General features: G+C 67.6%; 13 protein-coding genes and 1 pseudogene. 9 read left to right on the plus strand and 5 right to left on the minus strand.

All coding sequences use genetic code 11. The features are described 5' to 3' along the window. Positions 1 to 130 precede the first annotated feature (130 nt). From AC5Y4D_RS08775 to AC5Y4D_RS08785, 3 genes and pseudogenes are all read right to left on the minus strand, one after another. Positions 131 to 784, minus strand: a complete 654-nt coding sequence (locus AC5Y4D_RS08775; protein WP_499941711.1) for a Maf family protein — start codon at positions 782 to 784, stop codon at positions 131 to 133. Continuing rightward, positions 781 to 1,146 (minus strand): annotated as a pseudogene (locus AC5Y4D_RS08780) (acyl-CoA carboxylase subunit epsilon); the annotation flags it as partial. The gene AC5Y4D_RS08775 and the pseudogene AC5Y4D_RS08780, both read right to left, overlap by 4 nt. Continuing rightward, the gene (locus AC5Y4D_RS08785) at positions 1,136 to 2,776 is read right to left on the minus strand and encodes an acyl-CoA carboxylase subunit beta (RefSeq protein ID WP_499941713.1); all 1,641 of its coding nucleotides are present in this window, start codon (positions 2,774 to 2,776) and stop codon (positions 1,136 to 1,138) included. The pseudogene AC5Y4D_RS08780 and the gene AC5Y4D_RS08785, both read right to left, overlap by 11 nt. 63 nt (positions 2,777 to 2,839) lie before the next feature. Here AC5Y4D_RS08785 and AC5Y4D_RS08790 point away from each other — a divergent pair, with 63 nt between their 5' ends. From AC5Y4D_RS08790 to AC5Y4D_RS08800, 3 genes are all read left to right on the plus strand, one after another. Beyond that, positions 2,840 to 4,396 carry an FAD-binding protein gene (locus AC5Y4D_RS08790; protein WP_499941715.1) on the plus strand — a complete coding sequence of 519 codons (1,557 nt, stop codon included), beginning with the start codon at positions 2,840 to 2,842 and terminating at the stop codon, positions 4,394 to 4,396. A gap of 145 nt (positions 4,397 to 4,541) precedes the next feature. After that, positions 4,542 to 5,345 carry a biotin--[acetyl-CoA-carboxylase] ligase gene (locus tag AC5Y4D_RS08795; protein ID WP_499941717.1) on the plus strand — a complete coding sequence of 268 codons (804 nt, stop codon included), beginning with the start codon at positions 4,542 to 4,544 and terminating at the stop codon, positions 5,343 to 5,345. Positions 5,346 to 5,354: 9 nt separating this feature from the next. Beyond that, positions 5,355 to 5,873 carry a PH domain-containing protein gene (locus AC5Y4D_RS08800; RefSeq protein ID WP_499941718.1) on the plus strand — a complete coding sequence of 173 codons (519 nt, stop codon included), beginning with the start codon at positions 5,355 to 5,357 and terminating at the stop codon, positions 5,871 to 5,873. Here the strand turns inward: AC5Y4D_RS08800 and AC5Y4D_RS08805 are convergent. Further along, positions 5,828 to 6,484, minus strand: coding sequence for a GtrA family protein (locus AC5Y4D_RS08805; RefSeq protein WP_499941720.1), 657 nt, complete (start codon positions 6,482 to 6,484; stop codon positions 5,828 to 5,830). The genes AC5Y4D_RS08800 and AC5Y4D_RS08805 overlap by 46 nt on opposite strands. A gap of 110 nt (positions 6,485 to 6,594) precedes the next feature. On the opposite strand from AC5Y4D_RS08805, the gene AC5Y4D_RS08810 reads away from it, so the two are divergent. The 6 genes from AC5Y4D_RS08810 to AC5Y4D_RS08835 all read left to right on the plus strand — a co-directional run bounded on the left by AC5Y4D_RS08810 (position 6,595) and on the right by AC5Y4D_RS08835 (position 13,062). Then, positions 6,595 to 7,815, plus strand: coding sequence for a 5-(carboxyamino)imidazole ribonucleotide synthase (locus AC5Y4D_RS08810; protein WP_499941721.1), 1,221 nt, complete (start codon positions 6,595 to 6,597; stop codon positions 7,813 to 7,815). Then, positions 7,808 to 8,332, plus strand: a complete 525-nt coding sequence (gene purE, locus AC5Y4D_RS08815) for a 5-(carboxyamino)imidazole ribonucleotide mutase (protein ID WP_499941723.1) — start codon at positions 7,808 to 7,810, stop codon at positions 8,330 to 8,332. Before AC5Y4D_RS08810 ends, purE begins: the two co-directional genes overlap by 8 nt. A 14-nt stretch (positions 8,333 to 8,346) precedes the next feature. After that, positions 8,347 to 9,516 carry an acyl-CoA dehydrogenase gene (locus tag AC5Y4D_RS08820; RefSeq protein WP_499941724.1) on the plus strand — a complete coding sequence of 390 codons (1,170 nt, stop codon included), beginning with the start codon at positions 8,347 to 8,349 and terminating at the stop codon, positions 9,514 to 9,516. Positions 9,517 to 9,828: 312 nt separating this feature from the next. Next, positions 9,829 to 10,974: a PP2C family protein-serine/threonine phosphatase gene (locus AC5Y4D_RS08825; protein WP_499941903.1), complete on the plus strand. Its 1,146-nt coding sequence runs from the start codon at positions 9,829 to 9,831 to the stop codon at positions 10,972 to 10,974. Positions 10,975 to 11,056: 82 nt separating this feature from the next. After that, positions 11,057 to 12,625, plus strand: a complete 1,569-nt coding sequence (locus AC5Y4D_RS08830) for a sensor histidine kinase (protein ID WP_500036984.1) — start codon at positions 11,057 to 11,059, stop codon at positions 12,623 to 12,625. Next, positions 12,622 to 13,062 (plus strand): response regulator, encoded by a 441-nt coding sequence (locus tag AC5Y4D_RS08835; RefSeq protein WP_499941726.1) that lies wholly within the window; start codon positions 12,622 to 12,624, stop codon positions 13,060 to 13,062. The genes AC5Y4D_RS08830 and AC5Y4D_RS08835 overlap by 4 nt, the downstream gene beginning before the upstream one ends. Here the strand turns inward: AC5Y4D_RS08835 and AC5Y4D_RS08840 are convergent. Next, positions 13,059 to 15,311 (minus strand): SulP family inorganic anion transporter, encoded by a 2,253-nt coding sequence (locus AC5Y4D_RS08840; protein WP_500036955.1) that lies wholly within the window; start codon positions 15,309 to 15,311, stop codon positions 13,059 to 13,061. The two genes, AC5Y4D_RS08835 and AC5Y4D_RS08840, sit on opposite strands and share 4 nt — an antisense overlap. Positions 15,312 to 15,385: the final 74 nt, after the last annotated feature.

A 15,385-nucleotide genomic window follows, 5' to 3' on the forward strand; every position in this document is an offset into this window, starting at 1 on the left:
CCGAAAGCCGTCACTTCACACTCAAAGCCAAGGCTTCACAACCGTGCTTGAGCCGGCAATGCGGCGGAAATCGTCACCGACACCGCTCAGTCGCTCACCCCCGATCAACTGCAAGTCGAGCGTTTAGCTGTTACTCCGATTCCGGCGTCGGATTGGCGGCCCACAACGACGCGACCGACACCCCGACCCGTCCCAACAGCGAGCGCAACAGCGGCAGGCTCACGCCGATCACGGTCGACGGGTCGCCGTCCACCCCGTCGACGAACCAGCCGCCCAAGCCGTCCAGGGTGAACCCGCCCGCCACCTTCAGCGGTTCGCCGCTGGCCAGGTACGCCTCCAGGTCGTCGCGGGACGGGGTCCCGAATTGCACTGTGGTGACCGATGTTTCGGCCTCGGTTCGCACGACGGTGTGGTCGCGTATCCGAACCAGGCAATGCCCGGTGTGCAGGTGTCCGCGGCGTCCGGCCATCGACTCCCACTGCCGGCGCGCGTCCTCGACCGACGCGGGTTTGCCGCACAACCGGCCGTCGAGGTAGAGCATCGAATCACAGCCGAGCACAACGCAATCCGCCGTGACCGCACGGTCGGGCAGCACCGACGTCACGTGTTCGGCCTTCGCGGTGGCCAGCGCCCGCACCACCTCGCCGGGCGCGGCGGTCGGACCCAGCGCGGCGATCAGTCCGTCCTCGTCGACGCCGGAGACCAGCACCAGCGGGTCGACACCCGCCTGGCGCAGCACCGTGAGCCGTCCCGATGAGGCCGACCCGAGCACCAGGCGGATCATCGACGCATGTGCGTCATTTCCTGCAGGGTGATGCGCTGCCAACTGAAGACCGGGTAGCGCAACTTGTCCACCGGCAGACCCCACCGGGCCGGTTCGGGTTCCGGTGGGGGCGTCCCACCGCCGATGCAGCCCAACACGGCGATCAGCGCCGCCAGCTCCTGGTCGCTCGGGTGGCCCTTGACGACCTTGAGGTGCGGTTCGTGCGCGTGCGGCGCCTCCTCGGCCGGCTGCGTCTCCTCGGTCACCTCAGTCATCTCACTCCCGTCGCTGGTGAAGTTGGGCGAGCAGACGCAAAAGTCCCCATTTCGTGCCGAAATGGGGTGCTTTTGCGTCTGCTCGGCACTAGTTGCCTCACAGGGGGATGTTCCCGTGCTTCTTCGGCGGCAACTGCGCGATCTTGCGTTCCAGCAGCCGCAGCGCGGTGCCGACGTAACCGCGGGTGTGCGACGGCGGGATCACCGCGTCGACGTAGCCGCGCTCGGCGGCGATGTAGGGGTTGACCAGGGTGTCCTCGTACTCCTGCTGCAACTGCAGCCGCAGCCCGTCGACGTCCTCGCCGGCCTCCGCGGCCTCCTTCAGCTTCTGCCGGTACACGAACCCGACCGCGCCGGAGGCGCCCATCACCGCGATCTGGGCCGTCGGCCACGCCAGGTTGACGTCGCAACCCATGTCCTTCGAACCCATCACGCAGTAAGCGCCGCCGTAGGCCTTGCGGGTGATCACGGTGATCTTCGGGACGGTCGCCTCGCCGTAGGCGTAGAGCAGCTTGGCGCCGCGCCGGATGATGCCGTTGTATTCCTGGCCGGTGCCCGGCAGGAACCCCGGCACGTCCACCAGCATCACGATCGGGATGTTGAAGCAGTCGCAGGTCCGCACGAACCGGGCGGCCTTCTCCGAGGCGTTGATGTCCAGGCAGCCGGCGAACTGGGTGGGCTGGTTGGCCACGATCCCGACCGGCCGGCCCTCGACGCGACCGAACCCGACGATGATGTTCTGCGCGTAGCCCGCCTGCACCTCGAGGAACTCGTCGTCGTCGAGGATGCGCACGATCACTTCGTGCATGTCGTAGGGCTGGTTGGGCGAGTCCGGGATCAGGGTGTCCAGTTCGAGGTCCTCGTCGGTCAGGTTGTCCTCGATCGGACCCACCGGCAGCGGCGCCGGCTCCCGCGGCGGGTCGGTGGCGTTGTTCGGCGGCAGGTAGCTGAGCAGGTCGCGCACGTACTCGAAGGCGTCCTGCTCCCCGGACGCGACGTAATGCAGCGTGCCCGACTTCGCCATGTGGGTGTGGGCGCCGCCGAGTTCCTCCATGGTGACGTCCTCGCCGGTGACGGTCTTGATCACGTCGGGTCCGGTGATGAACATCTGGCTGGTCTGGTCGACCATGATGACGAAGTCGGTCAGGGCGGGGGAGTACACGTGGCCGCCGGCCGCGGCGCCCATGATCAGCGAGATCTGCGGGACGACGCCGGACGCCAGGATGTTGTTGCGGAAGATCTTGCTGTACAGGCCCAGCGAGACGACGCCCTCCTGGATGCGGGCGCCGGCGCCGTCGTTGATGCCGATCAGCGGACGCCCGGTCTTGATCGCAAGCTCCTGCACCTTGACGATCTTCTCGCCGTACACCTCGCCCAGACTGCCGCCGAACACCGTGGCGTCCTGGCTGAAGATGCAGACGTCGCGGCCCTCGATGGTGCCGTAACCGGTGACGACGCCGTCGCCCACCGGACGGTTCTTCTCCAGCCCGAAGTTGGTGCTGCGGTGCTTGGCCAGCGCGTCCAGCTCGACGAACGAATCCTCGTCCAGCAGTGCGGTAATCCGTTCCCGCGCCGTCAGCTTGCCCTTGGCGTGCACCTTGTCGACGGCGGCCTCACCGACCGGATGCAGCGACTCCTCCCGACGCTTGTGCAGCTCCGCGAGCTTGCCCGCGGTGGTGTGGATGTCGATCGTGTGCTCGGCGGCGGGCTCTGCGGTGTGGTCGGCGACGCTTGTCATGGGAGTCGATGTTATCGGCAGACCCGGCCCGACCCTTAATGAGCCCTTAAGTAGTCTCCGGGCATGGACGGCCATCCGGAAATGCGCTGGGCAGAGGAGTGCGACGTGTTGGTCGCCGGATCCGGTGGCGGCGGCGTGACCGGCGCGTATACCGCCGCCCGCGAAGGCCTCAATGTGCTGCTCGTCGAGTCGACCGACAAGTTCGGCGGCACCACCGCCTACTCCGGCGGTGGCGGCGTGTGGTTTCCGTGCAATCCCGTCCTCAAGCGCACGGGCACCGACGACACCATCGAGGACGCGCTGACCTACTACCACGCGGTGGTGGGCGACCGGACCCCGCGGGAACTGCAGGAAACGTTCGTGCGCGGCGGCGCGCCCCTGATCGAATACCTCGAGCAGGATCCCGTCATCAAATTCGTGCCGCTGCCCTGGCCCGACTATTACGGCAAGGCGCCCAAAGCCCGACTGGACGGCCAGCGTCACATCGCCGCGAAGCCGCTGAAGGTGGCCGCCGCTCCGGAACTGCGCGACGAGATCCGCGGACCGCTGGACACCGACCGGCTCGGCGCCGAAACCCCGCCCGACTACTACGTCGGCGGCCGCGCGCTGATCGCGCGGTTCCTGACGGCGATCAAGCAGTACCCGAACGCCTCGCTGCGCCGGGACACCGCGCTGGTCGAGCTGGTGGTGTCCGACGGTCGGGTCGTGGGTGCCGTCGTGGACAACTGGGGCAAACGCACCGCGATCCGCACCCGGCGCGGAGTGCTGCTGGCCGCCGGCGGTTTCGAAGACAACGACGAGCTGCGCCGCCGCTACGGCGTGCCCGGTCACGCGCGCGACACCATGGGCGGGCCGGGCAGCCTCGGCCAGGCGCTGCAGGCCGGCATCGCCGTCGGCGCCGACACCGACCTGTTGGACCAGGCGTGGTGGTCGCCGGGCATGACGCATCCCGACGGCCGCTCGGCGTTCGCGCTGTGGTTCACCGGCGGCATCTTCGTCAACCAGGACGGCAACCGATTCGTCAACGAATCCCGGGCCTACGACCGCGCCGGCCGCGAGATCATCGGCAAGCTGCAGGACGAGTCGGTGACGTTGCCGTACTGGATGATTTACGACGACCGCGAAGGGGAGGTGCCGCCGGTCAAGGCGGCCAACGTCTCGATCGTGGAGACCGAAAAATACGTCGCGGCCGGGCTGTGGCACACCGCCGACACGCTGGAGGCGCTGGCCACCCAGATCGGGGTGCCGCCGGGCCAGTTGGCGACGACGGTGGCCCGGTTCAACCAGTTCGCCGCCGCCGGGGTGGACGAGGACTTCGGCCGCGGCGACGAGGCATTCGATCGGGCGTTCTCCGGCGGCGCCTCGCCGCTGGTGCCCATCGACCGGCCGCCGTATCACGCCGCCGCCTTCGGCATTTCCGACCTGGGCACCAAGGGTGGACTGCGCACCGACGCCGCCGCGCGGGTGCTGGACACCTCGGGCAATCCGATCCCCGGCCTGTACGCCGCCGGCAACACGATGGCCGCGCCCAGCGGGCTGGCCTATCCCGGCGGCGGCAACCCGATCGGCACCAGCATGCTGTTCAGCCATCTGGCGGTCAGGGACATGCTCGGACGCTGAGCCTTCGCTGGCCCCGCCGAGCGTGTAACCACTGTCAAAATTCGGGTCGATTTTCGCACTGGCGACACGCTCGGCGCGGACGAGTAGGCGGCTGAGCGTCGGCGCGCCGGGATGACCCGGCAAAGCGGGTCTTTAAGCTGATCGCGTGACCGACCGCGACCGGCTCGACGAGGCCGCCCTGCGCGCCGAGGTGATCGGCGACGACTCCTACTGGCGGCAACTCGACGTCGTCGAGCAAACCGGTTCCACCAACGCCGACCTGCTGACCCGGGCGTCGAACGGCGCCGACATCGACGGCGCGGTGCTGATCGCCGAACAACAGACCGCCGGCCGCGGACGGCATGGCCGGAACTGGACGGCGGCGCCGCGAGGGCAGATCACGATGTCGGTCGGGGTCCGAGTCGACGACGTCCCGACGGCCGGGTGGGGCTGGCTGTCGCTGGCTACCGGGCTGGCCGTCGTGGACGCGGTGGCCGCGGTGAGCCCGGTGGAAGCCGGGCTGAAGTGGCCCAACGACGTGCTCGCCGGGAGCGGCAAGCTGGCCGGCATCCTGGCCGAGGTGGCACAACCGTTCGCGGTGGTCGGCATCGGGCTCAACGTCAGCGACGCCCCACCCGACGTCGGTGCGACCTCGCTACTGAACGAGGGCGTCGCGCAGCTGGATCGCAACCTGCTGGTGCGTCGGTTGTTGCGCGAGCTGGGGGAGCGCATCGCCGCCTGGCGCGCCGTGCGGGGAGCCGACCCCCAGCTGGCCAACGACTACCGGGCCCGCAGCCTGACCCTCGGATCGCGGGTCCGGGCCGAACTCCCCGGCGACCGAGCCGTCGTCGGGATCGCGCGCGACATCGACGAGCAGGGCCGGTTGTGCCTGGAAACCTGGGACAGCGACGCCGACAAATCCGGGCAGAACGTCGTGGTTTCCGCCGGTGACGTGATCCATTTGCGTTAGCTTGGGGCGGTGGGCTATCCGGACAACGCACTGGCCAAGGGCGAGCAGGTGGTCCTGCACCGTCACCCGCACTGGAAACGTCTGATCCTGCCGGTCCTGGCGCTGATCGTGGCGACCGCGCTGGCCTCGCTCGGTTCCGGGTTCGTCGACTCCACCCCGTGGCAGCCGATGACGAAGAACATCATCTACGGCGTGATCTGGGGTATCTGGTTGATCATCGTCGGCTGGCTGACGGTGTGGCCGTTCCTGTCCTGGCTCACCACGCATTTCGTGGTGACCAACCGGCGGGTGATGTACCGCCACGGCGTGCTGACCCGCAGCGGCATCGACATCCCGCTGGCGCGGATCAACAGCGTGGAGTTCCGGGACAGAGTCTTCGAAAGGATCTTCCGCACCGGAACGCTGATCATCGAGTCGGCGTCACAGGATCCGTTGGAGTTTCACAACATTCCGCGGCTGCGCGATGTGCACGCGCTGCTGTATCACGAAGTCTTCGACACCCTGGGCTCGGAGGAATCTCCCAGCTGAGTCTTGCCGGCGCGGTTGCGCCAGGACCGCAGCAAGGTGACGTTGCCCTCTTCCAGCTCGTCCTCGAAGACCTCGGCGATACCGCCGGCGGTCAGCGCCGACTCCAGCGCCTTCTCCGGGTCGCGGGCGAACGCGTCCGGGAACACCCAGCGCCGGAAGGCCCAGAACCGGAACGCCATCTGCAGCAGGTTCCCGATGATGTAGGCCGACAGGAAGTCGGCCAGGTTCTCCACGGTCAACGACACATTGGGCACCCGCAGCTGCAGGACGTAGCTGGAGAAATACAGCGGCGCCATGCTCAGCAACACACCGACGCCGCTGAACGCGAAGAACAGCAACGCTTCGTGGTGGCGTTCGCGGCCGCCCCGGTTACGGAAGCTCCATTCGCGGTTCAGAATGTAGGACGCGATCACCGCGACGATCCCGGCGATGACTTTGGCCGTCACCGGTTTGGGTTCGAGAATGGTCAGCTTCAGCGTGTAGAAAATGGCCGAGTCGATGATGAATGTGGTGCCGCCGACGATGGCGAATTTGATCAGCTCGTGGTGGCGCATCGCAAAGGGCTGAACAGCCGCGGGGAGACGCGCGATCGTGGCATCGGCAAAGGACACAGCACGCCAGTCTACGGATGATCTCGAAATCGGCGCAAAATGGTACATAACGATTTGGCATTCTGAGCCGTTTAAGGCCACTAAACACGCCGGTCAGGTGCCGTGACAACATGAGGGCCGTGCCGAGTCCCCGAACTCCCCTGGTAGCCATGGTCGGCGGTGGTCAATTGGCCCGGATGACGCACCAGGCCGCTATCGCCCTCGGGCAGACCCTGCGTGTGCTGGCAAACTCGACCGACGACCCGGCCGCCCAGGTCAGCCCCGACGTGGTCATCGGTTCGCACACCGAGCTGGAGGACCTGCGCCGGGTGGCCGCCGGGGCCACCGCGCTGACGTTCGACCACGAACATGTGCCGTCCGAGCTGCTCGAGAAGCTGGTCGCCGAGGGCGTCAACGTGCTGCCGCCCCCGCCCGCCCTGGTGCACGCCCAGGACAAGCTGGTGATGCGGCGGCGGTTGGCGGCGCTGAACATGCCGGTGCCGCGCTACCTCGGCCTCGAGAGTCAGGACGACCTCGGTGAGCTGGCGGCGTTCGCCGACGGTCCCGTCGTCGTCAAGGCGGCCCGGGGCGGCTACGACGGCCGCGGTGTCGCGATGGCGCGTGATCTTGCGCACGCCCGCGAGATCGCGGGCGAATATCTGGCCGGCGGGGTGCCGGCACTCGTCGAGGAGCGGGTGGTGCTGCGCCGGGAGCTGTCCGCGCTGGTGGCCCGCTCGCCGTTCGGTCAGGGCGCGGCCTGGCCGGTGGTGGAGACCGTGCAGCGCGACGGCATCTGCGTGCAGGTGATCGCGCCTGCACCGGAGCTGTCCGAGGCGCTGGCCGTCGAAGCCCAGCAGCTGGCGCTGCGGCTGGCCGACGAACTGGGCGTGGTCGGGGTGCTGGCCGTGGAACTGTTCGAGACCACCGACGGGCGGTTGGTGGTGAACGAGCTGGCGATGCGGCCGCACAACTCGGGGCACTGGACCATGGACGGATCGCGGACCAGCCAGTTCGAGCAGCACCTGCGCGCGGTACTGGACTATCCGCTCGGCGATACCGCGGCCGTCGTGCCGTGGACCGTGATGGCCAACGTGCTGGGCGCGAAAGCGGACGAGACGCCGCAGATATCCATGGATGAGCGGCTGCATCACCTGTTCGCCCGGATGCCCGACGCCAGGGTGCACCTGTACGGCAAGGCCGAGCGGCCGGGGCGCAAGATCGGGCACATCAACTTCCTCGGCACCGACGACCCCGGCCCGGAAAGCCTGGCCACGCTGCGGGAACGGGCCGAGCTGGCGGCACACTGGTTGTCGCACGCGCAGTGGACGGACGGATGGGACGCGCATGAGTGACACCAGCCCGCAGCCCCGAGTCGGGGTCATCATGGGCAGCGACAGCGACTGGACGGTGATGCAGGACGCCGCCGCGGCCCTGGCCGAATTCGACGTCCCGCACGAGGTCCGCGTGGTCTCGGCGCATCGCACTCCGGCGGTCATGTTCGACTACGCGCGCGAGGCCGCCGACCGCGGTCTCGAGGTGATCATCGCCGGTGCCGGCGGGGCCGCGCACCTGCCGGGCATGGTCGCCTCGGCGACCCCGCTGCCGGTGATCGGTGTCCCGGTGCCGCTGGCGCGGCTGGACGGGCTGGATTCGCTGTTGTCGATCGTGCAGATGCCGGCCGGGGTGCCGGTGGCCACGGTGTCGATTGGTGGCGCCCGCAACGCGGGACTGCTGGCCGTGCGCATGCTGGGATCGTCGGACCCGCAACTGCGGGCGCGCATCGTCGAGTTCCAGGACCGGCTGGCGCAGACCGTCGCGGCCAAGGATGCGGCGTTGCAGCAGCTACAGGGTAAAGTTACCGACGAGTAGCAAGGAGGCTGGCGATGGCTGGATGGGCCGGAAATCCGTCGTTCGATCTGTTTCAACTGCCCGAGGAGCACCAGGAGTTGCGCTCGGCGATCCGTGCGCTGGCGGAAAAGGAGATCGCCCCGCACGCCGCCGACGTCGATGAGAACTCCCGGTTCCCGCAGGAAGCGCTGGACGCGCTGAACGCCTCGGGATTCAACGCCGTGCACGTCCCCGAGGAATTCGGCGGGCAGGGCGCGGACTCGGTGGCGGCCTGCATCGTCATCGAAGAGGTCGCCCGCGTCGACGCGTCGGCATCGCTGATTCCCGCGGTCAACAAGCTGGGCACCATGGGGTTGATCCTGCGCGGCTCCGACGAGCTGAAGAAGCAGGTGTTGCCGTCCATCGCCGACGGCACCGCGATGGCTTCCTACGCACTGAGCGAACGCGAGGCCGGATCGGACGCCGCGTCGATGCGCACCCGGGCCAAGGCCGACGGCGACGACTGGATCCTCAACGGCGCGAAGGCCTGGATCACCAACGGCGGCAAGTCATCCTGGTACACCGTGATGGCCGTGACCGATCCGGACAAGGGCGCCAACGGCATCTCGGCGTTCATCGTGCACATCGACGACGAGGGCTTCCAGATCGGCCCCAAGGAACGCAAGCTGGGCATCAAGGGGTCGCCCACCACCGAGTTGTACTTCGAGAACTGTCGGATCCCCGGCGACCGCATCATCGGCGAGCCCGGCACCGGATTCAAGACCGCGCTGGCGACGCTGGATCACACCCGTCCGACCATCGGGGCCCAGGCCGTCGGCATCGCGCAGGGCGCCCTGGACGCGGCGATCGCCTACACCAAGGACCGCAAGCAGTTCGCCCAGTCGATCAGCTCGTTCCAGGCCGTGCAGTTCATGCTCGCCGACATGGCCATGAAGGTGGAATCCGCCCGGCTGATGGTCTACACCGCCGCCGCCCGCGCCGAGCGCGGCGAAGGCAATCTGGGCTTCATCTCCGCGGCGTCGAAGTGCCTGGCTTCCGATGTGGCCATGGAAGTCACCACGGACGCGGTGCAGCTGTTCGGCGGCGCCGGCTATACCATCGACTTCCCGGTCGAGCGGATGATGCGCGACGCCAAGATCACCCAGATCTACGAAGGCACCAACCAGATTCAGCGAGTCGTGATGTCCCGGGCCCTGTTGCGCTGACGCCGGCGTAAGCAGCTCCGATGACATTTGCCAGAACGACAGGAAAACCCGCGTCCCACCGCCTAGTATCCAGCTGACGACCAAGTCCACGCGCGATTGAGAAGCCAGTCGAGGTGGCAAGATAACGCCCGGATCTTTTCGGACCTGCTTCGACGCACTTGCCGGATGCCGGCGCGTCGTCCCATGACCAGACGTGTTGCCACTGCCCAGGGGGCCGAATTTGGTGAAGAACGTGAGTTCGCGTGTGCGCCCGCGGGTGACAGGGACTTGACGGTGCAGGGTTTCGTGGCCCCCGCGGCCAGCTGGCGGGCGTTGTCGTTGCTGTTGGTCGAAGACGACCGGGCCGACGCCGTGCTGGTGGAAGAACTGATCGCCGACGCGGTCGCCGACATCGAGGTGGTGTGGGCGCAGTCGATGGCGCACGCCGAGCGCGAGCTGGCCTCGGCCCGCCCGGACTGTGTGCTGCTGGACCTGAATCTGCCCGACGCCAACGGAATCGACGCGCTGGACCGGATCCTGCGAAGCGATGCCACCGTGCCGATCGTGGTGCTCACCGGACTCAACGACGAATACTTCGGCGCCTCCGCCGTCGCCGCCGGAGCCCAGGACTATCTCGTCAAAGGCCGGGTCGAACCGGAGATGCTGCGCCGCGCGCTGTTGTACGCGATCGAACGCAAACGTGCCGAGCTGATCGCCGCGGACCTGCATGCCAGCCAGCTGCGCGCCCGGGAGAACGCGCTGCTCGAACGCGGCCTGTTGCCGTCCCCGTTGCTGCTGGAGGACCCGGGTCTCGAGATCGTTGCCCGGTACCGGCCCAGCCGGGAGAAAGCGTTGTTGTGCGGCGACTTCTACGACGTCGTGCAGACCCCTGACCGGGTCACCCATGTGCTCATCGGCGACGTCGCCGGTCACGGCCCGGACGAGGCGGCGTTGGGAGCTGCGCTTCGGATCGCCTGGCGCACACTGACATTCGCCGGCGTGCACGGGGTGGATCGGATGCGTCAGCTGGAGCGGGTGCTGCACGCCGAACGCGCCGACAACGGCGTCTTCGCCACGGTGCTGAGCCTGGCGATACCGGGCGACGACGCTCCGATCACCGCGGTGCGCGCCGGGCATCCCGGGATGCTGGTGCACGGCCCGGGATCGGTGGAGTGGCTCGAGCCGCCCCATGGTCCGGCGTTGGGCCTGAATTGCGCCGACTGGCCGCAGACTGAGGTGCACCTGCCGGCCGGGCACGGTCTGTTGCTGCTGACCGACGGACTCTTCGAGGGTTACTCCGGAAGCGGCGGCCGGCGACTCGGCGAAGACGGATTGTTGGCTCTGGCGCGTGGGCACGCCGGGCTGGCCGGACCGGAGTTCGTCGACGCGCTGATCGACGGCGCAGAGGAACTCGCTCAGGGAATGGGCGGGTTGAGCGACGACATCGCCGTGGTCCGCGTGCAGCGGACCACCCGGTGACCCGGTGAGGAACGACGCCCGGGGCACGTTGCCCAAGCCGCAGCTCACCGTGCGGGGATGGCTGGCCTCCGTGCTATCCGCGATGGGGCTGTTGGTGCTGCTGGGCTCAGTGGTGGGCGCGTTGCTGCTGGACCGCACCGACGAGGTGTCGCGGTCGCTGCGCGACGACGTCCAGCCCTCGCGTGTTTCGGCATCCCAGTTGCAGGCGGCGTTGCGCGATCAGGAGACGGGGCTGCGCGGTTACCTGATCTCCGCCGATACGCAGTTCCTGACGCCCTACTACGACGGCGTCCGCGCCGAACAGGCGGCGTCGCAGGACATCCGGTCTCGGTTGGCCCGGCACGCCGATCTGTTGGCTGACCTGGACGCCATCGAGACGGCCGCCGCCAACTGGCGCAGAGACTACGCGGAGCCGCTGATCTCGCGTGTGACTCCGAACTCCCCGATGGTGGTGCCGAATGCCACGGCGGCGCTGGGCAAAGCCGACTTCGACTATCTGCGCGGGCTCTTCGACACGCAGAATGCACACCTGAGCGCGGCCCGTGACATCGGTGCCGCGCGACTCGAGCGCATGAACGACTGGCGCGACAGGGTGCTGGGCGGCATGGTGCTGATCTTCATCGCCACCGCCGCACTGCTCGGTTTGCTGATCCAGCGCGCGGTCAACCGTCCGTTGGACAACCTGGCCGGGTCCTGCCGGTCGATCGCCGACGGTCATTTCAACGACCGCATCGAACTGCCGCAGCGGCCCGCGGACATCCGGGGCATGGCAGCCGACGTGGAGAACATGCGCCAGGTGATCGTGCAGAGGCTGGTCGAATCCCAGGAAACGCAAGCACAATTGGACGAGCAGGCCGCCGATTTGCGGCGTTCGAACGCCGAGCTCGAGCAGTTCGCCTACGTCGCCTCGCACGACCTGCAGGAGCCGCTGCGCAAGGTGGCGTCGTTCTGTCAGTTGCTCGAGCGGCGCTACGCCGACAAGCTCGACGCCCGCGGTGTGGAGTACATCGGGTTCGCGGTGGACGGCGCCAAGCGCATGCAGGTGCTGATCAACGACCTGTTGAGCTTTTCCCGGGTGGGCCGGCTGAACACCAAGTACACCGAGGTGGAACTCGACACCGCGCTGGATTCGGCGGTGGCCAATCTGGCCGTCGCGATCGAGGAGTCCGGGGCCGAGATCGTCCGGCGCAACCCGCGCATGCCGCAGGTCTGCGGAGACCCGACCTTGCTGACCATGTTGTGGCAGAACTTGATCGGCAATGCGGTGAAATTCCGGCGGGAGGACCGCGCGCCCCGGGTCGTCATCGACTGCCAGCCGGGCACCGGTAAGCGCGAGGGCTACTGGTTGCTCAGCGTGGCCGACAACGGCATCGGCATCCAGCCGGAGTTCGTCGACAAGGTCTTCATCATCTTCCAGCGGCTGCATGGTCGCGACGCCTATGGTGGAACAGGTCTGGGTCTCGCGCTATGTAAGAAGATCGTCGAGCACCACGGGGGCACCGTGTGGGTCGACACCTCGTACACCGATGGGACACGGTTCGAGTTCACCCTTCCGGTCCCGGAGTCCAACGCTGAACCCATCGGGGGGGCCGGCGGAGGCGCGAAGGAAATCGCAAAAGGCTTGGTCACTGTAGAAGGAGCACACGAATGACACCATCCGGTCGGGCGATCGACATCCTGCTGGTCGAAGACGACCCAGGCGACGAGCTCATCACCCGAGAAGCCTTCGAGCACAACAAGCTCAAGAACCGGTTGCACGTCGCGCACGACGGCGAAGAGGGCCTGAACTACCTCTACAAGCGCGGCGCCTACGAGCACGCGCCCCGACCCGACCTGATCCTGCTGGACCTGAATCTGCCGAAATACGACGGGCGCCAACTACTGCAGAAGATCAAGTCCGACCCCGAGCTGTGCGGGATCCCGGTCGTGGTGCTGACCACGTCGTCGGCCGAGGAGGACATCCTGCGCAGCTACAAGTTGCACGCCAACGCCTACGTGACCAAGCCGGTGGACCTGGACCAGTTCATGAACGCCGTCCGGCAGATCGACGAGTTCTTCCTTCAGGTCGTGCGGCTGCCGCAGAGCTAGCGGGCTTCGGCGGGTTCGGCGGTGTGCACGATCCCGTTCCGGTCCACCACATGCACGTGCACGGTGGCGAAGTCGAAGAAGATGCCGACCACCTGAATGGCGTCCGATGCCAACGCGGACGCCAACAGCGGGTGGCGGCTGAGCCGGTCGACCTGCAGCGCGACGTTCACGATGGCCAGTTGGTCGACTTCGCTGAAACGGAAGCCGTTGCGGGCGCTGCTTTCTCGCGCCGCATGGTTGTCCCGGTAGGCCGCCAGGCTTTCCCGGGCATGCCCCAGCCACTTGTTGATGGGGCTACTCGTGTCGTCGGTGTCGTCGTCCAACAGTGCCTGCATCGCGCGGCAGGCCGAATGTCCGCACACCACCACCGAAGTCACGCCTAACTGGTTGACCGCGAAGTCCAGTGCGGCGTCCACCGAGTGCTCGGCGGGATCGGTGGGCACCAGGTTGCCGACGTTGCGGACGATGTAGAGATCACCGGGCCGGCTGGCGGTGATGGTGTCCGGCAGGATCCGGGAATCCGCGCAGGTGAGGAACAGCGTGTCCGGGTTCTGTGAATCGATCAGTTCGGGGACGTGGTGGTGCAGGTTGTTCACCCCGTGCCGGTGATAGTGCTCGACGCCGTCGAGGATCGAAGTATCGGTCCGGTCGCCGTTCTGGTCCCGCCGCGACGGCCAGGGCGCCTCGCGCAGCGAGCGGGAGGTGAAGTGCCGTGTGGGCGGTTTGTGTTGCGCGGTGGACAGATTGGCCGGCGATATCTCGTTGATGACGACCGAGCCGCCGCTGGCTTCGTGACTGACCTTCCAGTCCGAGATGGCTTCGGAGATGGAATGGTCGATGTAGTCGGCGTTGAGGTTGAGGGTGACGTCGGAGCCCTGCGGCAAGGTCGACAGCACCCCGGTCAGGCGCGGCATCAACAGGAAGCTCAGCGTGCCGTCGATGTCGACGCGCCACTGCTTGGTCTCCTCACCCACCGGTTTGGCCTCGATGGGTGCCCGTACCACGCGCACCAGCAGGAAGCCGATCGCGACGGCCAGCCCGATCGCCACACCTTCGAGCAGGTTCAGGAACACGACGCAGACGATGGTGATGCTGTAGATCGCGGCGTTGCCGGTGCGCCAAGCCAATTGCACGTGGGCCAGCTTGACCAGCTGCAGACCGATCACGATCAGCAGGCCGGCCAGCGCCGCCTTCGGGATGAGTTCCACCAGGTTGGTGAACAGCGAGGCGAACAGCAACACCCAGACCCCGTGCAGGATCGCCGACATCCGGGTGCGAGCGCCGGCGGCCACGTTGGCCGAACTGCGCACGATGACGCCGGTGACGGGCAGCCCACTGAGCGCACCGGAGAGCATGTTCGCGCTGCCCTGTCCGATCATCTCCCGGTTGAAGTTGGTGCGCGGGCCGTTGTGCAGCTTGTCGACGCCCACCGCGCACAGCAGCGACTCGACGCTGGCGATCAGCGCGATGGTCAGCACACCGAAGCCGATGGTGCTGATCTTCGCGCTCCACGGCTGGTCGTGCGGGGCGTGGTCGGGGAGCTTGGGGAAGCCGACGGCGTCGAAGAAGCCGCCCTTCAGATTGATGGTTTCGACGGCCATGTCGAACACATGGGCCAGCGCCGTCGCCACGACGATGGCCACGAGGGCACCGGGGATCATCCGCAGCTTGGGTGGCAGTTTCGACCACAGCAACAGGATGGCGATCACGGTGCAACCGACGATCACCTCGGGCAGTTCGTGATTCAGGACGCCGCCGGGGATCGCCGTCAGGTTCTGCCACGCCGAGCTGCGCGAATGGTCGCCGACCAGGACGTGGAACTGCTGCAGCACGATCGTGATGCCGATGCCCGCCAGCATGGCGTGCACCACCACCGGTGCGATGGCCAGCGCGGCGCGGGCCATGCGGCTGACGCCGAACAGAATCTGCAGCGCTCCCGCCCCGACGGTCATCAGGCACAGCATCTCGAAGCCGAGCTCCTCGATCAGCTCGGCGACCACCACGGTCAGGCCCGCGGCCGGCCCGCTCACCTGGACCGCCGAGCCGCCGAGCGAGCCGGCGACGATGCCGCCGACGACCGCGGCGATCAGGCCGGCGGCCAGCGGCGCGCCCGAGGCGATGGCGATCCCCAGCGACAGCGGCAGTGCCACCAGGAAGACCACCAGCGACGCCGGAAGGTCATGTCGCAGATTCGCCAGGATCTTTCGGTGCTCCGGCGCTTTGACGGAACCCTCAGCGGTGCTGCCCATAAGACTCCTCGAAACCGGTCACCAACACGTCGCGGCCGTCGTCGACTGCGGGCAGGACCACCCTGCCGGATCTG

It is taken from the genome of Mycobacterium sp. NGS67 (assembly GCF_059812185.1).

Bases quoted from the DNA above. Each gene is read 5' to 3' on its own strand.
- AC5Y4D_RS08775 (WP_499941711.1), bottom strand. From the start codon at position 784: ATGATCCGCCTGGTGCTCGGGTCGGCCTCATCGGGACGGCTCACGGTG.
- AC5Y4D_RS08785 (WP_499941713.1), bottom strand. From the start codon at position 2,776: ATGACAAGCGTCGCCGACCACACCGCAGAGCCCGCCGCCGAGCACACG.
- AC5Y4D_RS08790 (WP_499941715.1), top strand. From the start codon at position 2,840: ATGGACGGCCATCCGGAAATGCGCTGGGCAGAGGAGTGCGACGTGTTG.
- AC5Y4D_RS08810 (WP_499941721.1), top strand. From the start codon at position 6,595: ATGAGGGCCGTGCCGAGTCCCCGAACTCCCCTGGTAGCCATGGTCGGC.
- purE (WP_499941723.1), top strand. From the start codon at position 7,808: ATGAGTGACACCAGCCCGCAGCCCCGAGTCGGGGTCATCATGGGCAGC.
- AC5Y4D_RS08820 (WP_499941724.1), top strand. From the start codon at position 8,347: ATGGCTGGATGGGCCGGAAATCCGTCGTTCGATCTGTTTCAACTGCCC.
- AC5Y4D_RS08830 (WP_500036984.1), top strand. From the start codon at position 11,057: ATGGGGCTGTTGGTGCTGCTGGGCTCAGTGGTGGGCGCGTTGCTGCTG.
- AC5Y4D_RS08835 (WP_499941726.1), top strand. From the start codon at position 12,622: ATGACACCATCCGGTCGGGCGATCGACATCCTGCTGGTCGAAGACGAC.
- AC5Y4D_RS08840 (WP_500036955.1), bottom strand. From the start codon at position 15,311: ATGGGCAGCACCGCTGAGGGTTCCGTCAAAGCGCCGGAGCACCGAAAG.